Origin of the sequence: Spiribacter salilacus (assembly GCF_009649225.1) — a bacterium.
Taxonomy (GTDB): Bacteria; Pseudomonadota; Gammaproteobacteria; order Nitrococcales; family Nitrococcaceae; genus Spiribacter; species Spiribacter salilacus.
Window position 1 is genome coordinate 315,212 of sequence record NZ_WJPP01000004.1, and the last position, 16,626, is coordinate 331,837.

General features: G+C 53.3%; 15 protein-coding genes. 8 read left to right on the forward strand and 7 right to left on the reverse strand.

The genetic code is table 11. The features are described from left to right. Positions 1-9 precede the first annotated feature (9 nt). The 4 genes from GH984_RS09120 to GH984_RS09135 are packed head-to-tail and all read left to right on the forward strand — an operon-like array spanning position 10 to position 3,540. Positions 10-594: a TRAP transporter small permease subunit gene (locus tag GH984_RS09120; protein WP_153719888.1), complete on the forward strand. Its 585-nt coding sequence runs from the start codon at positions 10-12 to the stop codon at positions 592-594. Continuing rightward, positions 591-2,009 (forward strand): TRAP transporter large permease, encoded by a 1,419-nt coding sequence (locus GH984_RS09125; protein ID WP_153719889.1) that lies wholly within the window; start codon positions 591-593, stop codon positions 2,007-2,009. The genes GH984_RS09120 and GH984_RS09125 overlap by 4 nt, the downstream gene beginning before the upstream one ends. Next, entirely contained in the window at positions 1,999-3,351 is a 1,353-nt protein-coding gene (locus tag GH984_RS09130) for an amidase (protein ID WP_153719890.1), read from the forward strand. The genes GH984_RS09125 and GH984_RS09130 overlap by 11 nt, the downstream gene beginning before the upstream one ends. A gap of 15 nt (positions 3,352-3,366) precedes the next feature. Further along, positions 3,367-3,540 (forward strand): hypothetical protein, encoded by a 174-nt coding sequence (locus GH984_RS09135; protein ID WP_153719891.1) that lies wholly within the window; start codon positions 3,367-3,369, stop codon positions 3,538-3,540. Positions 3,541-3,597: 57 nt separating this feature from the next. Here GH984_RS09135 and acnA read toward each other — a convergent pair whose 3' ends face one another. The 3 genes from acnA to mnmA all read right to left on the reverse strand — a co-directional run bounded on the left by acnA (position 3,598) and on the right by mnmA (position 8,066). After that, entirely contained in the window at positions 3,598-6,288 is a 2,691-nt protein-coding gene (gene acnA, locus GH984_RS09140; RefSeq protein ID WP_153719892.1) for an aconitate hydratase AcnA, read from the reverse strand. A gap of 61 nt (positions 6,289-6,349) precedes the next feature. Further along, positions 6,350-6,958 carry a high frequency lysogenization protein HflD gene (hflD, locus tag GH984_RS09145; protein WP_369692030.1) on the reverse strand — a complete coding sequence of 203 codons (609 nt, stop codon included), beginning with the start codon at positions 6,956-6,958 and terminating at the stop codon, positions 6,350-6,352. Beyond that, on the reverse strand, positions 6,939-8,066 hold the full coding sequence (mnmA, locus tag GH984_RS09150; RefSeq protein WP_153719894.1) for a tRNA 2-thiouridine(34) synthase MnmA: 1,128 nt from the start codon (positions 8,064-8,066) through the stop codon (positions 6,939-6,941). The genes hflD and mnmA overlap by 20 nt, the downstream gene beginning before the upstream one ends. A 51-nt stretch (positions 8,067-8,117) precedes the next feature. On the opposite strand from mnmA, the gene clpS reads away from it, so the two are divergent. Both clpS and clpA read left to right on the forward strand, forming a co-directional pair. Further along, complete coding sequence (gene clpS / locus GH984_RS09155) at positions 8,118-8,438, forward strand: ATP-dependent Clp protease adapter ClpS (protein WP_153719895.1); 321 nt, start codon at positions 8,118-8,120, stop codon at positions 8,436-8,438. Positions 8,439-8,494: 56 nt separating this feature from the next. Continuing rightward, on the forward strand, positions 8,495-10,780 hold the full coding sequence (gene clpA / locus GH984_RS09160) for an ATP-dependent Clp protease ATP-binding subunit ClpA (RefSeq protein WP_153719896.1): 2,286 nt from the start codon (positions 8,495-8,497) through the stop codon (positions 10,778-10,780). On the opposite strand, the gene infA is transcribed toward clpA, so the two are convergent. The 4 genes from infA to GH984_RS09180 are packed head-to-tail and all read right to left on the reverse strand — an operon-like array spanning position 10,777 to position 13,617. After that, a complete protein-coding gene (gene infA / locus GH984_RS09165; RefSeq protein ID WP_153719897.1) occupies positions 10,777-10,995 on the reverse strand; it encodes a translation initiation factor IF-1 in 219 nt (72 codons plus the stop codon). The genes clpA and infA overlap by 4 nt on opposite strands. 21 nt (positions 10,996-11,016) lie before the next feature. Beyond that, on the reverse strand, positions 11,017-11,742 hold the full coding sequence (locus GH984_RS09170) for an arginyltransferase (protein WP_153719898.1): 726 nt from the start codon (positions 11,740-11,742) through the stop codon (positions 11,017-11,019). Next, complete coding sequence (aat, locus tag GH984_RS09175; protein WP_369692031.1) at positions 11,735-12,469, reverse strand: leucyl/phenylalanyl-tRNA--protein transferase; 735 nt, start codon at positions 12,467-12,469, stop codon at positions 11,735-11,737. Before aat ends, GH984_RS09170 begins: the two co-directional genes overlap by 8 nt. After that, complete coding sequence (locus GH984_RS09180) at positions 12,466-13,617, reverse strand: GNAT family N-acetyltransferase (protein ID WP_153719899.1); 1,152 nt, start codon at positions 13,615-13,617, stop codon at positions 12,466-12,468. Before GH984_RS09180 ends, aat begins: the two co-directional genes overlap by 4 nt. A 114-nt stretch (positions 13,618-13,731) precedes the next feature. Here GH984_RS09180 and GH984_RS09185 point away from each other — a divergent pair, with 114 nt between their 5' ends. After that, a complete protein-coding gene (locus GH984_RS09185) occupies positions 13,732-15,996 on the forward strand; it encodes a DNA translocase FtsK (protein WP_153719957.1) in 2,265 nt (754 codons plus the stop codon). 6 nt (positions 15,997-16,002) lie between these two features. Further along, complete coding sequence (lolA, locus tag GH984_RS09190; RefSeq protein ID WP_153719900.1) at positions 16,003-16,620, forward strand: outer membrane lipoprotein periplasmic chaperone LolA; 618 nt, start codon at positions 16,003-16,005, stop codon at positions 16,618-16,620. Positions 16,621-16,626: the final 6 nt, after the last annotated feature.

A 16,626-nucleotide genomic window follows, 5' to 3' on the forward strand; every position in this document is an offset into this window, starting at 1 on the left:
AGGCTCATAATGATTAGGTTTATCCGATTTGCTGACTCACTATCAGCATGGTTTGGTAAAACATTCGCATGGCTGGTTCTTTTTATGGCGTTTGGCACCGGTTATGAGGTGTTTGTTCGCTATGTCTTGAACAAACCAACCCCGTGGGCACTAGATGTGTCATTCATCATGTACGGATCGCTGTTCATGATTGGGGGAGCCTACACCCTCTCGCGCGGCGGTCATGTTCGCGGTGATTTTTTGTATCGACTTCTTCAGCCGAGAAATCAGGCTCGGTTAGATTTAACGCTCTATTTGCTTTTCTTTTTCCCGGGCGTGTCTGCGCTGATTTTGGCGGGTTGGAAATATGCCGCTCGGTCTTGGGCTTATGGTGAAGTATCCATCAACAGCCCTGCAGGTATTCCTGTTTACCAATTCAAAACGGTGATTGTGGTTACCGGGATTTTACTTTTTATCCAAGGTATCGCTCAGGTGATGCGCTGCATTATTGCCATGCGCACCAATGAGTGGATGATTGCCGAAGAAGATGTGGTCGAAACTGAAGAGCGGCTTCTCAGAGAAGCTGCCGAAACGGAGAAGGACGCCTCACAATGACGGACCCTCAAGTTGCCCTTGCGATGTTGGGCGTCTTTATTTTATTCGTATTTTTAGGTTTCCCGATTGCCTTTACCCTGATGGCGATGGGGATTGGTGTTGGTTACTACGCCTTTTTTGAACCTAATCGTATGTGGCGTGCCTACAATCGATTGACCGAAGATGCCGGTACTTGGGAGCAAATCAGCAACTATGTTGGCGGTTTTTTCAACAACCGGGTCTTCGATTTATTGGTTAACCAAACCTATACCGTTATGTCCAATGAGGTCTTAACGGCCATTCCGCTTTTCCTATTTATGGGGTACATCGTTGAGCGGGCCAATATTGTTGATAAGCTCTTCGACACACTCAACATTGCCGCGAAAAACGCGCCGGGATCAATGGGTGTGGCTGCGCTGATTACTTGTGCGTTGTTTGCAACCGCTACGGGCATTGTGGGCGCGGTGGTAACACTCATGGGGCTGCTTGCTTTGCCGGCAATGTTGAAAGCCCGGTACAGCCCGTCTTTTGCCTCCGGCATTATTTGTGCCGGCGGTACGCTGGGAATAATGATCCCCCCCTCTATTCTTTTGATTGTTTATGCGGCAGCCTCCAACGTGTCGATCGTGCGGCTGTATGCAGGCGCTTTGTTGCCCGGGCTGACGCTGGTCGGACTTTATTTGGTTTATGTGATTGGTCGGGCCATCTTGCAGCCAAGCGTTGCACCCAAGCCCAGCAAAGATGAAATTCCGGATATGCCGGCAATCAAAGTGATTTATCTGATAATCACCTCTTTTGTTCCGCTCGCCGTTTTGATTTTTGCCGTTCTTGGCTCGATTCTCTTTGGCCTTGCTACACCCACCGAAGCAGCATCAATCGGTGCTTTGGGTGGTATGGCGTTGGCGGTGGCCTATCGAGCCATGACCTGGCAGCGGCTGCGCGAGAGTGTGTATCTCACACTGCGAACAACGGCCATGGTGTGTTGGCTTTTTGTCGGTTCTTACATCTTCTCCTCCGTCTTTTCCTATCTCGGCGGAGAGCATGTAATTTCGGAGTTTGTTCAGGGCCTTGATCTTACGCCGCTGCAATTCCTGATTATGGCCCAGCTGATCATCTTCCTTTTGGGGTGGCCGCTGGAGTGGTCAGAGATCATTATTATCTTCGTGCCAATTTTCTTGCCACTGCTGGCGCTGTTTGATATCAGCCCATTGTTCTTTGGCATTTTGGTGGCGTTGAACCTGCAGACAAGCTTCTTGACACCGCCGATGGCGATGTCGGCCTACTACTTAAAAGGAATTGCGCCACCATCGGTCAAACTCACGCAAATATTCGCAGGCTGTATGCCATTTTTATTCTGCGTCCTCATTGCGATGGTTCTGATGTATGTGTTCCCGCAGATCGTCTTCTACCTGCCTGAGGTCTTCTATGGCCCCTAGGGTAGACCAATTGTTAACGCTTGATGTGGCAGGCATCCGTGATGGCATGCAGCGTGGATCACTCAAAGCCACGCAGTTGACAGAGGCTTATTTGGCGCAAATCGAAAAATGCGAAAACGATGTGCAAGCGTTCTCTTGGCATGATGCTGAATATGCGCGTGCACAGGCGGCCGACCTAGACCGCTATCGCAGTCTAGGTCTGCCGCTTGGTCCTTTGCATGGCGTACCTGTGGCGGTCAAAGACATCATCGATACCGCGGATATTCCAACAGAAAACGGCTGCGAGGCCGACTTGGGACGGGTGCCGACCAAGGATGCCTATGTCATCGAGCGGCTGAAGGCTGCGGGTGCCATTATGATCGGCAAAACCGTGACAACTGAGCTTGCGTTTATGCAGCCTGGCAAAACGCGCAATCCGCATAACCTGGCGCATACCCCTGGTGGTTCATCGCAGGGATCGGCGGCGGCAGTGGCTGCCGCTATGACGCCGCTTGCTATTGGCACCCAAACCGGTGGATCAGTAATCCGACCTGCCAGTTTTTGTGGCGTTACTGGATTTAAACCCACCTTTGGCCGGATTCCCCGCCGCGGTGTGTTGTCGCAATCGCCCTCGCTGGATACGGTGGGAGTGTTTGCACGCACCCCGCTGGATGCCGCGGCGCTGTCCGATGCGCTATTTGGTGCCGACGCAGAGGATACGGCGACGCGGTTCATGCCGCCGGCTCGACTGTTTGAGACGGCAGCCCAGCCATCGCCGTTGCCGCCCGTTTTTGCGTTGGTGCGCCCCCCGGGCTGGGAACAGGCCTCGGAAGAGGTTCATGAGGCGTTTGCAGAACTTGCTGAGGCCCTGGGGGAGCAGGTCTTCGAGGTGGATCTGCCGAGCCTGTTCAATGAAGCAGCGGAAGTACGCGAGCGCATCAACTATGCCGAAATGGCGCGCTGTTATTATCCGTACTGGCGAAAATCGGCTGCTGTGCTTAGCGAAAAGGTTTTGACTGCCATTGAAGCGGGCAATCAGATTTTGGCGCGTGATTATATTGCCGCCCTCGATGTGCCCAAGGTGTTGTCGGCTGCGCTTGAAGAGATTTTTGGTCGCTGTGATGCGATTATTTGCCCGGCCGCATTAGGCCCTGCCCCGGAAGGGTTGGATTCGACCGGTGATTCACTTTTTAATGGATTGTGGACACTGACCGGGCACCCCGCGGTAACACTACCTCTACTGCGCAGTAGCAATGATCTGCCCATGGGCGTGCAGTTAGTGGGGGAGCGGGGCAATGATGCCCGGCTGCTGCGAACCGCAAACTGGCTGGCGCATTGGTCAGCCACAGATCAAGACGGATAAAGGAGAGGACCCGCTATGGACCGATTAATGGCGTTGATTGCATTCCTCGCGATGTTGGCATTCCTCGGAATCCTCGTGGTGGAAGTGCAGCGGATCGATTTGAGCCTTGTGGCCGTTTTGGTTATTGGGTTTGTGGCCTATGATCTTTACGTCTCCACGGCGCCGGAGCATAAAAAAGGCCGGCACTAGGCCAGCCTTTTTTTGTAAGCGCCAGCAATAGGCTGGCGCGTGAATCTGCAAGCCGTCTTAGGCTGCTGCCTGAGACCGCTGCGCAAGACCTCTTAGTACGTAATGCAGAATGCCGCCATTGCGGAAGTATTCCCACTCTGTTGGCGTATCAATACGCACCCGCGCTTCAAAGCTCTTCACCTCGCCATCTGGCGTAACGGCACGAACTGTTACGGTGCTTGGTTCATCGTCCAAGTTACCGATGCTAAAGGTCTCTTCGCCAGTTAAGCCAAGGCTTTCCGCATTTTCGCCTTCAGGGAACTGCAGCGGCACAACGCCAAAGCCCACGAGGTTAGAACGATGAATTCGCTCATAGGTTTCGGCAATGACAACGCGTACGCCAAGCAGCGCCGTGCCTTTAGCGGCCCAGTCGCGGCTGGAGCCGGTGCCATATTCCTTGCCAGCGAGCACGACAAGCGGCGTGTCATCGCTCTTATAGCGCATGGCCGCATCGTAAATAGAGGTTTGCTCACCCGTGGGGAAGTAGGTGGTCCAGCTACCCTGAGTGCCGGGTGCTAGCTCATTTTTAAGCCGCACATTGGCAAACGTGCCGCGCATCATGACTTCATGGTTGCCGCGGCGTGAGCCATAGCTGTTGAAGTCTTGTGGCATGACGCCTAACGCCTGCAGGTATTGGCCTGCAGGGCTGTCGGGCTTAATTGCACCGGCAGGGGAGATATGGTCGGTAGTAATAGAGTCACCGACCTTCACTAAGCAACGGGCTTGTTTGATGTCCGTTGCCGCACCGGGCTCAAGCCCCATGCCTTCAAAGTAAGGGGGGTTGCGCACATAGGTGGAATCTGGCCATTCGTAAATCTCACCCTCAGGGGTAGGCAGGTCACGCCAAGTTTTGGAGCCTTCAAACACGTTGGCGTACTGCTTTTGGTACATCGCTGAGTTGATTTTGCTCTCAATGATGTCGTGAATTTCACGTTGAGTAGGCCAAATGTCTTTTAGGTACACCGGGTTGCCGTTTTTATCATTGCCCAGCGATTCGGTAGCCAAATCACAATTCACCGTACCGGCAATGGCATAGGCAACCACCAATGGCGGCGACGCCAAGTAGTTAGCCTGCACATCGGGATGGATGCGGCCTTCAAAGTTGCGGTTACCCGAGAGCACACCAGCAACAATCAGATCGCCCTCGCGAATGGCTTCGCTCAGGCTATCGGGCAACGGCCCGGAGTTACCGATGCAGGTGGTGCAGCCAAAGCCGACCACGTCAAAGCCAAGGGCTTCGAGCGGCTTCATCAGCCCAGCCTCATCCAAATAGGCCGGCACGACTTGCGAGCCGGGAGCGAATGAGGTTTTAACCCAAGGCTTGCTGGTTAGGCCCAGTGCGTGGGCCTTTTGCGCGACTAAGCCAGCGGCAACAAGAACCGCGGGGTTAGACGTGTTGGTGCAAGAGGTAATAGCGGCAATTACTACATCACCATGGGTAAGGGAGTGGGTTTGCCCGTCAAGCTCAACGGTAACCGACTTTTGCGGATCCGCATTGTCTGATCTTGCGGCAAGCTCACTTTGTAGATGTGAGGTAAACGACGCCTTAGCATCGGTAAGTGCAATGCGGTCTTGCGGGCGCTTTGGCCCGGCAATTGATGGCACCACGGTAGACAAATCAAGCGTAACCACTTGGGTGTAGTCTGCCTCGCGAGCGCCGGTTTCACGCCACATGCCTTGTGCGCGGGCATAGGCTTCGACTAGATCAATGGTTTCTTGATCGCGGCCGGATCCTTCCAGGTAACGCGTGGTTTCTTTATCGACCGGGAAGATGCCGCAGGTTGCGCCGTACTCAGGCGCCATGTTGCCAATGGTGGCCCGGTCTGCCAGTGGCAGATGATCTAAACCATCGCCAAAGAATTCGACAAACTTACCAACAACGCCCTGCTTACGCAGAATTTCGGTAACGGTTAGCACTAAATCAGTTGCGGTAGCGCCCTCAGGCAGCTCACCACTGAGTTTAAAGCCAATCACTTCTGGCAACAGCATTGTGACCGGCTGACCGAGCATTGCGGCCTCTGCCTCAATGCCGCCGACGCCCCAGCCGAGCACGCCCAAGCCATTCACCATCGTGGTATGCGAGTCGGTACCGACTAGTGTGTCAGGGTAAGCGAAGGTGCCTTCCTCTGTTTCTTTGGTAAAGACTACCTTAGAGAGATACTCCAGGTTGACCTGATGCACGATACCCGTGCCTGGGGGTACAACTCGGAAGTTAGAGAAAGCTTTTTGCCCCCAACGCAGGAATTTATAGCGCTCTTCATTACGCTGGAATTCAATGCGGGTGTTAAGATCAAGCGCATTGGCTGTGCCGTAGTGATCTACCATCACCGAATGGTCAATGACCAAGTCTGCAGGCTCTAGGGGATTAATCAGGTTGGGGTCTCCGCCCAATTCCTTCATCGCATCGCGCATGGCGGCAAGGTCAACAACCGCGGGTACGCCCGTAAAATCCTGCAAAACAACGCGAGCAGGCATAAAAGAAATTTGGTCACTGGGCTTTGCTTTGGCATCCCAATTGCACAGCGCTTCTATTTGCTCTGTGGTTACGTTAAGCCCATCTTCTTTACGCAAAAGATTCTCGAGCAGTATCTTTAACGAAAAGGGTAAACGATCAATATCGAAGCGATCCTTGAGCGCGTCTAGCCGGTAAATTTCGTATTGCCGGCCTTTGACATCCAACGTCGAGCGGGCGTTATAACTATTGCTCATGCTTCCTCCCCGGGTAGCCTTTTAACCAGTGTGAGCGCCGTATTTTACATGACTTAAGCGCTTATGCGTATCGCCTTGCGGCCTCAACAATCGCGCCGCGGCGTAAAACCAATTTAAAGCGGCTTCCGCCGGCCATCCGCCAAAGTCCGCAGGCGCGAATGGCAGAAAGCAGCAAACATCGAATGGTAGCGGCATTGCGTTCTTCTTGAAGATACTGCGCATGCCCCTGCACCATAATCCGTGGGGTGAGTCCGCTAACCTGTTCGGCATAGATTTCAGCAATGCCAAACATCACACTTTGGTGATCAATTTGATCGAAGTAACGTGCTTGTTCTCGCGTCCGTTCAAGGCCTGTGAGAATGCCTTGAAAACGATGAGGTTGTTTTTGTAGCTTCCGATCCAGCTGGATGACGCCCAGTAAATACTGTGTCAGCTGCATTGCCTGCGGCTGGCTCAAATGCTGGGCTAGGGCTTGCACGCCAGGTTTTAGTATTTCTGGGCCGCCGTAGAGGGCTCCAACAGAGTTGTCGTATTGCCCCAGCAAACCCTCAAGACAAGCTTTAATGGGCGTGGTGTTGTACTGCCCCCGCTCTGCGATTGCGCGAATTTCACTAAGGCATAAAAAAACAGCCCCAAGCCCCAGTATTTCCTCACGACTGACTGAAAGCACGGGTTGTCTCCTCATCCAAACGATTACGTGTATCGATAATTCCGCCGCCTAAACATTGCTCGCCGTTATAAATTACGACTGACTGGCCAGGCGCCACTGCACGCTGCGCATTATCGAAGGTAATACACCAACGACCCGCCTCCATCGGCTCTAGCAGAGCCGGCGCGTCGTTTTGACCATGCCGCAATCGGGCGCTGCAGCGCAGCGAGGTGGTTGGGCCGGCGCCGTCAACCCATTGTAGGTCAATGGCAGTCAGCCACTGGCTCAGCAGTGCCGGATGATCGTGCCCCTGAGTTACAATTAAGCGGTTGTGCGTTAGGTCTTTATCTACCACATACCAAGGCGCTGCGGCATGCCCACTGCGCCCCCCTAAATCAAGGCCACGGCGTTGACCGATGGTGTAAAAGGGCAGGCCAACATGCTCGCCAATAACCTCGCCAGTCAACGTCACCATTGGCCCGGGTGAGAAATCAATGTAGCGCCCTAAAAAAGACCGAAAATCACGCGGCCCAATAAAACAGATTCCGGTGCTATCCGGTTTGTCATGGTTAGCAAAGCCGGCTTGATCGGCAAGCTTGCGCACCTCCGTTTTCAGTAAATCAGCCAGCGGAAATAATGCTTTGGCGAGTTGTGCCTGACCGAGCGTGTAGAGAAAATAGGTTTGGTCTTTACGTCGATCGGTAGCGCGCTCGAGCGTGTAGCCATTCGGCCCATGGCCAATGCGCGCATAATGACCAGTGGCAACGGCATCGGCACCAAGCCGTTCGGCATGATGTAAAAAGGCACGAAATTTAATGCGTTGGTTACACAGAATATCGGGGTTGGGCGTGCGCCCCGCGCGAAATTCCTGCAAGCAGTGGGCAAAGACTTCTTCACGGTAATTGGCCGCAAAGTTGGCATGATGCAAAGGAATCCCCAGCGTATCAGCCACTTGCCGTGCATCTTGGTGATCAGCTTCCGAAGTACACGCGGTACTGGTATCGTCATCTTCCCAATTTTTCATGAACAAGCCTTCTACCTGATAGCCTTGTTCGATGAGTTGCTGGGCAGCGACGGCGGAATCCACACCGCCAGAAAGGCCTACAATAATCTTTTGCAATTTCGTCATCTGCTAAAGGATATCATTGGCGGATTCGTGTTGACCTCTTAGAATTAAAGTATGAGCGAAGAAAATAACCCACAGCACGATGATGGTCTGTCCGTACAAACGGCAGAGCCTAAAATTAAACAGCCCCCGCTATACCGGGTGGTTTTGTTAAATGATGACTACACGCCCATGGAGTTTGTGGTCGAGGTGCTGCAGGTATTCTTTAGAATGGACCGAGAGCAAGCAACGCAGGTGATGTTGCATGTTCATACCCGCGGAAAAGGGGTATGTGGGGTGTATACGCGGGATGTTGCAGAAAGTAAGGTAGATCAAGTTAATGACTACGCCCGCGAATGTGATCATCCGTTAATGTGTACATTAGAGCCAGAATAAGTGGAACCCGTTGCGTCGTGGCGGGTCGAACAAACATCGCAGTCAGGTGAGATCCCATGTTAAGTAAAGAGCTAGAGTTCACGTTGAACCTGGCCTTCAAAGAGGCCCGAGATAAGCGCCACGAATTTCTGACCGTCGAGCATCTATTGCTTGCGCTCACAGATAACCCGGCTGCGCTAGAGGTGTTGCGTGCCTGCGGCGCCGATCTAGATTCGTTGCGCAAGGATCTTGAGGCATTTCTCGACGAAACAACGCCGTTGCTGCCGCCAAATGACAACCGTGAAACGCAACCTACCCTTGGTTTCCAGCGGGTACTGCAGCGCGCGATTTTGCATGTTCAATCTTCTGGTAAAAAAGAAGTTAGCGGCGCGAATGTGGTGGTGGCCATTTTTAGTGAGCAAGAATCACAAGCGGTGTACTTCTTGCACCGGCAGAACATCTCACGCCTTGATGCGGTTAACTTTATCTCACACGGCATTTCACGCGTTTCAGGTGAGCAAGAAGGTGCTGATGGCGAATCGACGGCAAGCGAGGCCGAGGCGGGTGAAGATGGTAGCAATGCAAGCCCGCTGGAGAGCTTTGCGACCAACCTCAATACCCGTGCTCGTGAAGGGCGCATTGATCCGTTGATTGGGCGTCAGCATGAAGTAGAGCGCACCATTCAGATTTTATGCCGTCGGCGGAAGAACAACCCGCTGTATGTGGGCGAGGCTGGCGTTGGCAAAACGGCCATTGCTGAGGGTTTGGCTAAGCTGATTGTGGAGGGCGACGTTCCCGAGGTGCTCGCCGATGCCACGATCTACTCGCTGGATTTAGGCTCATTAGTGGCAGGCACCAAGTATCGGGGTGATTTTGAGAAGCGCCTGAAAGGGGTGCTTGCGCAACTTCGCAAAGAGCCGCATGCCATTTTGTTTATTGACGAAATCCATACGATTATTGGTGCTGGCTCTGCCTCTGGCGGCGTCATGGATGCCTCTAATTTGCTTAAGCCCATGTTGGCCAGCGGCGAGCTGAAGTGCATTGGCTCAACTACCTATCAGGAATACCGAGGGGTATTTGAAAAAGATCGAGCGCTTGCAAGGCGCTTCCAGAAAATTGATGTTCCAGAGCCAACGGTGGCGGAAACCGTACAGATTTTGCGTGGCCTCAAAGATCGCTTCGAGGCGCATCATGGTGTGCGCTATACCCAGCCTGCGCTTGAATCTGCAGCCGAGCTGGCGGCCAAGTACATCACCGATCGGCATTTGCCCGATAAGGCAATTGATGTGATTGATGAGGCAGGGGCTAACTCGCGATTACTGCCGCCGTCTAAGCGGAAAAAAACGGTTAGCGTGGGCGATGTAGAAACCATCGTGGCAAAAATTGCGCGGATTCCTCCAAAACGTGTGTCTACCTCAGATATGCGTTTGCTTGAGACAATGGAAAAAGACCTTAAGCGTGTGATTTATGGCCAGGATGAAGCCATAGACACCTTGGCAGCTACGATTAAGATGTCGCGTGCTGGACTGCGCGATACGGAAAAACCGGTGGGCAGTTTCCTGTTTGCCGGGCCAACCGGTGTGGGTAAAACCGAGGTTACCCGTCAGCTTGCAGAGATCATGGGAATCAACCTGATTCGCTTTGATATGTCGGAGTATATGGAGCGGCATACCGTCTCGCGGCTTATTGGTGCGCCGCCGGGATACGTGGGTTTTGATCAGGGTGGGCTGCTGACTGAAGAGGTGCTAAAGCATCCGCATTCGGTTGTTCTGCTCGATGAAATCGAAAAGGCGCATCCAGATGTCTTTAACCTGCTTTTACAGGTGATGGATCATGGTGCACTTACGGATAACAACGGGCGTAAGGCTGACTTCCGCAATGTGATTTTGGTGATGACCACCAATGCGGGTGCCGAAGAGCAAAGCCGTCGCTCCATTGGCTTTACGCCGCAAGATCAAAGCAGCGATGCGCTAGAGGTCATTCGTAAACAGTTCACGCCAGAGTTCCGCAATCGACTAGATGCGATTATTCAGTTCAATGGCCTTGCGCCGGCTGTCATTGAGCGTGTGGCCGAAAAGTTCATACGCGAGCTGCGGCATCAGTTGGCGGATAAGCGCGTGACGGTGGAGCTCAGCGATGAGGCAAAGGCATGGCTTGCTGAAAACGGGTACGACGTCAAAATGGGTGCAAGACCCATGGCCCGGTTAATTCAAGAGCGGGTTAAACGCCCACTGGCGGACGAACTGCTGTTCGGGCGCCTGACTAACGGCGGCCATGTGCGAGTGGAGCTTAATGAAACCGGTGATGAGCTATCTTTCACCATCGAGGCTGCAGACTCTGTCAGCCCCGCTAGTGCGGATTAGCGGGCTCGGTAAACGATACGCCCCTTATTGAGATCGTAAGGGGTGAGCTCCACAGTTACTGCATCTCCACGTAAAATCCGGATGTAGTGCTTGCGCATCTTTCCCGAAATATGGGCAGTAACGGTGTGACCGTTCTCCAATTCAACCCGAAACATGGTGTTTGGCATCACCTCAGTGATGGTGCCCTGCATGCGGATGTTTTCTTCTTTGGCCATTCAACCTCTCTCAAAATAACGTTAACCGCCGGATTCTACACGAACCCAGCCTTGCGCTGTTAACCTTTCGTGCGGGCAAAAACCGGTTTTGTAATCCATTTGTGCACATCCCGCAATGTTGTAGCCCAAATAAAGCCATTCATAGCCGCGTTGAATAGCCGTTTCTATCTGTTTGAGGATAGCAAACGTGCCGAGGCTGCGTGACGACAGGTCAGGGTCAAAAAACGTATAAACCGCCGATAATGAGATACCCGTGTCATCAACAATAGCAACGCCAAGGAGCTGATTGTTTAAGCGCATTTCAAAAAATTCCGTTGGACACCATTCTGCGGTAAAAAAGCGCCAATATTCATCTGGCTCGGCATCTGCCATACCCCCTGTGGGATGCCTTGCCTCCACATAGCGTTTGTATAACGCGTAGTGATCCTGACGAAAGCTTAGCCCTGCCGAACTCCATTGCAGGTCTTTGTTGCGCTGTAAGCAGCGACGATGACGGCGGCGGGCCGTAAATTCAGCCACCGGTATGCGCAAACTCTCACAGGCCTGACAGCCAGGGCAGGCGGGGCGATAGATATGCTCTCCGCCGCGCCGGAAGCCCTGCTGTAATAACTCATCATAGATGGGCCCTGTTAGCGGGTAATGAGGGTCAATATGAGCAAACCGCGCGGGCCTATCCTCAAAATAAGGGCAAGGCCCAAGCCCGGTCGAAAATAAGGCGATACGTTTGAGGGGTTCGTTATCACTCATAACCGCTTGCCGTAATGCTGAGTTGCCAACGTCCAATATGATCTGGCTGACGCTGGCTTTTGGCTAGCCAGTCAAGAAATTGTGCGCGAGGCAGGCACTTGGCGCCTAAGCTGAGCAAGTGTGGCGTTGGCATCTGGCAGTCAAGAAACGCAAAATCCCAAGCGGCAAGTTGCCCGCATAACCACGCCATGGCGATTTTACTGGCATTGGGTTGACGGCTAAACATCGATTCCCCAAAAAACGCGCCACCCAGAGATACGCCGTAAAGCCCGCCAATGAGCTGTCGGTTCTTCCAGACCTCGATGGAATGAGCCAAGCCCAACGTATGCAGCTGATCGTACGCGGCTTGCATTTCTTCGGTAATCCATGTGCCGGGTTGCCCTGTTCGTGGAGCAGCACAGGCGTGCATCACCGCAGAAAAAGCGGTGTCTAGGGTAATTGAATAATCGTGTTTTCGCAGTGTTTGGCGAAACCGTCGGCTTGCCTTGAATTGCGTTGGCACCAGAACAGCCCGCGGATCAGGGCTCCACCACAGAATGGGTTCATGTTCAGAAAACCAAGGGAAGATGCCGGCGCGATAAGCAGCCTCTAATCGGCGTGGCGAGAGCGTAGCGCCAATCGCCAGCAATCCGTTGGGGTCGGTTAAGGCGGTGGCCGGATGAGGAAGGGGAGTAGTTTCATCATCCGCGGCAAGCCAAGGCACCGGTAGTATCGGATGAGACGTCACGGTAGCGTTTCCAGAACCTCGATGCGAAAGGGTGCTTCAGCGCGCAGCGCTTCGGCATATCCCGCAACGGCAGGGCGTTCTCGATCTAAAAAATGATCCACGGCTTGTCTGAATTGTGGATCAACCAAGTAATGCGCTGAATGGGTCAGGGTGGGCAGAAAGCCCCGCGCAATTTTATGTTCACCCTGCGCACCGGGTTCAAAGCGGGTTAAACCGTGTTGAATGCAGTACTCGATGCCTTGGTAGTAGCAGGTCTCAAAATGCAGGCCATCGATTTCTTCATCCGCACCCCAGTAGCGTCCGTAAAGCGTATTGGCATCGCGAAAGCAAATAGCGCCGGCAACCGGCGTTTCTGCGCGCTTGGCAACGAATAAAATCATCTGATCGCCGAGGGCTTGAGCCATTTCCATAAAACATTCACGGCTGATCAACGGCAAATTACCGTGTGCCTCAAAGGTGTTGGAATAAAATCGATGCATCGCACTCCACAAAGCCCCATCCGTTTCATGCCCGTGAATCACCTCTAATATGATTCCAGCCGATGCCACTAAGCGGCGCTCGCGGCGTATATTTTTGCGTTTTTTTGCGCTCATGCCGCCCAGAAAGGCGTCAAAGTCGGTATAACCGGGGTTATGCCAGTGAAACTGGCACCCCGTTCGGTGTAGGTAGTCGTTGCGCAGCAGGGCTTTTTGATCAGCGGGCGAATGAAAAAGCCAGTGCGCGGAGCTTAAGCCAAGTTGTTCGGTTAAACGCATTGCCCCTGTTGCCAGGGCATTCCGGAGTTCACCCGCAGGTTTGTCGGGATGTAGCAGCATTCGTGGCCCGTTAACGGGGCTAAATGGTACGCCGATCACCAATTTCGGATAGTAATCGAGTCCATGTCGCTCGTAGGCTTGTGCCCAAGCAAAATCAAAAACAAATTCACCCCAAGAATGCTGTTTTAAATAAGCGGGTGCCGCGGCAATGAGTTGGTCGTCTTCCCATAACAAGAGGTGCTGCGGCAGCCAGCCGGTTTCTGGGGCTACCGCCTCATGCCGCTCAAGGGCGTGCAAAAATTCATAGCGCAGAAATGGATTATCTGCGCCTTGCAACTGATTCCACTGATCGGGATTAACAGCGGTGATTTGGTGGGCTGCACTTAGCTTCATGTGTTGTTTAGCGACCTGCGGTACAATCTACGTAATGAATTCGTTTAGGGTAAACAACAAGGCGTGGCAGGCAAAGCGACAACGCGCCAATTAGCGGCGCCAGTCACCCAGCAGATGGGGCGCATGATGCGCGAGGCAGCACTGCTACTGCTTATGGCCGTGGCGGGCTATTTGCTGCTGTCCCTTTTTACTTACGACCCGGCTGATCCGGGTTGGAGTCATGCGCGCCCGGTTGATCAGCCCAGTAATGCTGGTGGCATTGTCGGGGCTTATTGGGCCGACCTTAGTCTGTTTCTATTTGGCTACCTTGCCTACCTATTTCCCATTCTACTCGGTTTGCTGGCCACCTTGATTTATCGCTGGCAGCGTCGTGATGGCCGGGTGCATTGGGGCATTATTGGAGTTCGTGTGGCGGGCTTTTTCCTCACGCTGCTTTCAGGAGCGGCGCTCGCTTGGCTGCATATTGAGCCGGTGGCAGGCACTGTGCCGTTAAGCTCAGGTGGGGTGCTTGGAAATTTGGTTGGCAGCCAAGTAGAGCAAGCCTTTAGCTTTGCCGGGGCTACCATGCTTGCACTGGCGGTGTTTTTGGCAGGGGTTACCCTATTCACGGGGTTATCTTGGATTGCATTGATGGACACACTTGGCCGTTTTGCATTATCTCAAGGTCAGTACATTTTGCTGGTGCGGGGTTGGATTCAAGATTTTATGGAGGGCCGCAAGGCGCAGCGCGCCAGAGAAGTAGCCCGTAAGGAAGAAAAGAAACGCGCACGTAAGCGCAAAGTGCCAGCAATTAAGGCACCGGCCGCCGAGGCTAAGCCGGGCCCGCGTGCACGTGAAGAGCAACAAATTAAATTGTTTGACGATGAGCCGCCATTGCCCGGTGAGCATCCGCCGGTGGGTCTACTCGACCCGCCTCCAATAGAAAAGCCCGGTTATAGCGATGATGCGCTAGAAGCGATGTCGCGGCTGGTTGAGCATAAGCTGCGCGACTTTGGCATTGAAGTTGAAGTGGTGGCTGTGCAGCCCGGCCCGGTTATTACACGCTTTGAGCTTAAGCCAGCAGCGGGCATTAAGGTCAGCCAAATTACGAATTTGTCTAAAGACTTGGCACGGGCTTTGTCGGTAACTGCCGTGCGTGTGGTTGAGGTAATACCGGGTAAGTCAGTTGTTGGATTAGAAATTCCAAATGAACACCGACAGGTGATTGCGCTATCTGAAATTATTCGGGCAGAAGCGTTTGAAAAGGCGTCTTCGCCGCTGACCTTAGCGATTGGTAAGGATATTGGCGGTTACACCCAGGTGGTCGATTTAGCCAAAATGCCGCATCTATTAGTGGCCGGCACAACGGGCTCGGGTAAGTCAGTGGGCATTAACGCCATGATTTTGAGCCTGCTTTACAAAAATACGCCAGAGCAAGTGCGGTTAATCATGATCGATCCAAAAATGCTGGAGCTGTCGGTGTACGACGGTATTCCGCATTTGCTGGCCCCTGTGGTAACTGACATGAAAGAGGCGTCTAATGCGCTGCGCTGGTGTGTGGCCGAAATGGAGCGGCGTTATCGCGTGATGGCATCGTTAGGTGTGCGAAATATCGCAGGCGCTAATCGGCGTATTCGTGATGCGGCAGAGCAGGGAGAGCCAATCTTAGACCCTAGCGTTAATCCGCAATTAGTTGATGAGGTGCCAGCGCTTGAGCCGTTGCCGTATGTGGTTGTGGTGATTGATGAGTTTGCCGACATGATGATGATGGTGGGCAAAAAAGTTGAGGAGTTAATTGCCAGATTGGCGCAAAAGGCCCGGGCATCAGGTATCCATTTGATTTTGGCCACTCAGCGGCCGTCGGTTGATGTGATTACCGGTCTGATTAAAGCCAACATTCCCACTCGAATGGCCTTTCAGGTGTCTTCACGGGTAGATTCACGCACCATTCTCGACCAAATGGGGGCAGAGTCACTACTAGGCCATGGCGATATGCTGTACATGGGGCCGGGTGGGCGTGGTTTGCCAGAGCGCGTGCATGGCGCGTTTGTGTCCGATGCAGAAGTGCATCGGGTAGCGGAGCATCTTAAACGCAGCGGTACGCCTGAATATGTGGAAGGGGTGCTTGAAGGCCCATCGGGCAGTGACCCTGCTAATTTAAGCTTATTGCCCGGCGAAAAGGGGGATACCAGCGGAGAATCAGATCCGCTGTACGATGAGGCAGTACAGATCGTGACGGAAACCCGCAAAGCGTCTATCTCAGGCGTTCAGCGGCGTTTGCGAATTGGCTATAACCGGGCTGCGCGGCTCATCGAAGATATGGAAGCGGCAGGTGTGGTCGGGGCATTGCAGTCTAACGGAACGCGTGAGGTGCTTGCGCCGCCGCCACCTCGGGATTAATCCGCTATGTCATATCGGTTTTGCCTTTCTATTTTAATGGCCGTATGGGTGTTGTTTGCCACTGGTGCACAGGCGGATGCGCTGGAGGAGCTTGAGCGCTATTTCTCTGAGGTCAACACGCTGTCGGGGCAGTTCATTCAAGAAACCAGCGATTCGACGGGGGCCGTGGTAGAGACGGCCGAGGGCGAGTTTTTTATCGCACGCCCCGAGCGATTTGTTTGGGATTATTCGTTACCGTACGAGCAACAAATTGTGGCTGATGGTCAGCAGTTGTGGGTTTACGATGTAGACCTTGATCAGGTGGTGGTGCGCCCGCTTGGTGAGGCCCTTGGGGTGGGTGCGGCGCAACTGCTCAGTGGCGATATCGACTCGCTAAGCGCCAGCTTTGAGATTCAAATCGGTGATAATGATGATGTTTTACTCAAACCAACCGATCCAGCCTGGGCGTTTCAAGAAATTCGCCTGCAATTTAGCCAAGGTATTCCCCAGCGAATGGAGATTGCCGATGGCATGGATCAAACCGTAACGGTTGAGTTTGAAGAGGTGATTGTTAACCCATCGATTCCTGATCGTCGTTTTGAATTTGTTGTGCCAGATGGCGTTGATGTGATTGAGGGATCGTAATGCAGA

Excerpts from the sequence above, each read along its gene's own strand:
- acnA (WP_153719892.1), bottom strand. The coding sequence starts at position 6,288 with ATGAGCAATAGTTATAACGCCCGCTCGACGTTGGATGTCAAAGGCCGG.
- mnmA (WP_153719894.1), bottom strand. The coding sequence starts at position 8,066 with ATGACGAAATTGCAAAAGATTATTGTAGGCCTTTCTGGCGGTGTGGAT.
- GH984_RS09135 (WP_153719891.1), top strand. The coding sequence starts at position 3,367 with ATGGACCGATTAATGGCGTTGATTGCATTCCTCGCGATGTTGGCATTC.
- GH984_RS09130 (WP_153719890.1), top strand. The coding sequence starts at position 1,999 with ATGGCCCCTAGGGTAGACCAATTGTTAACGCTTGATGTGGCAGGCATC.
- GH984_RS09125 (WP_153719889.1), top strand. The coding sequence starts at position 591 with ATGACGGACCCTCAAGTTGCCCTTGCGATGTTGGGCGTCTTTATTTTA.
- infA (WP_153719897.1), bottom strand. The coding sequence starts at position 10,995 with ATGGCCAAAGAAGAAAACATCCGCATGCAGGGCACCATCACTGAGGTG.
- GH984_RS09170 (WP_153719898.1), bottom strand. The coding sequence starts at position 11,742 with ATGAGTGATAACGAACCCCTCAAACGTATCGCCTTATTTTCGACCGGG.
- GH984_RS09185 (WP_153719957.1), top strand. The coding sequence starts at position 13,732 with ATGGGGCGCATGATGCGCGAGGCAGCACTGCTACTGCTTATGGCCGTG.
- GH984_RS09120 (WP_153719888.1), top strand. The coding sequence starts at position 10 with ATGATTAGGTTTATCCGATTTGCTGACTCACTATCAGCATGGTTTGGT.
- clpA (WP_153719896.1), top strand. The coding sequence starts at position 8,495 with ATGTTAAGTAAAGAGCTAGAGTTCACGTTGAACCTGGCCTTCAAAGAG.
- clpS (WP_153719895.1), top strand. The coding sequence starts at position 8,118 with ATGAGCGAAGAAAATAACCCACAGCACGATGATGGTCTGTCCGTACAA.
- lolA (WP_153719900.1), top strand. The coding sequence starts at position 16,003 with ATGTCATATCGGTTTTGCCTTTCTATTTTAATGGCCGTATGGGTGTTG.
- GH984_RS09180 (WP_153719899.1), bottom strand. The coding sequence starts at position 13,617 with ATGAAGCTAAGTGCAGCCCACCAAATCACCGCTGTTAATCCCGATCAG.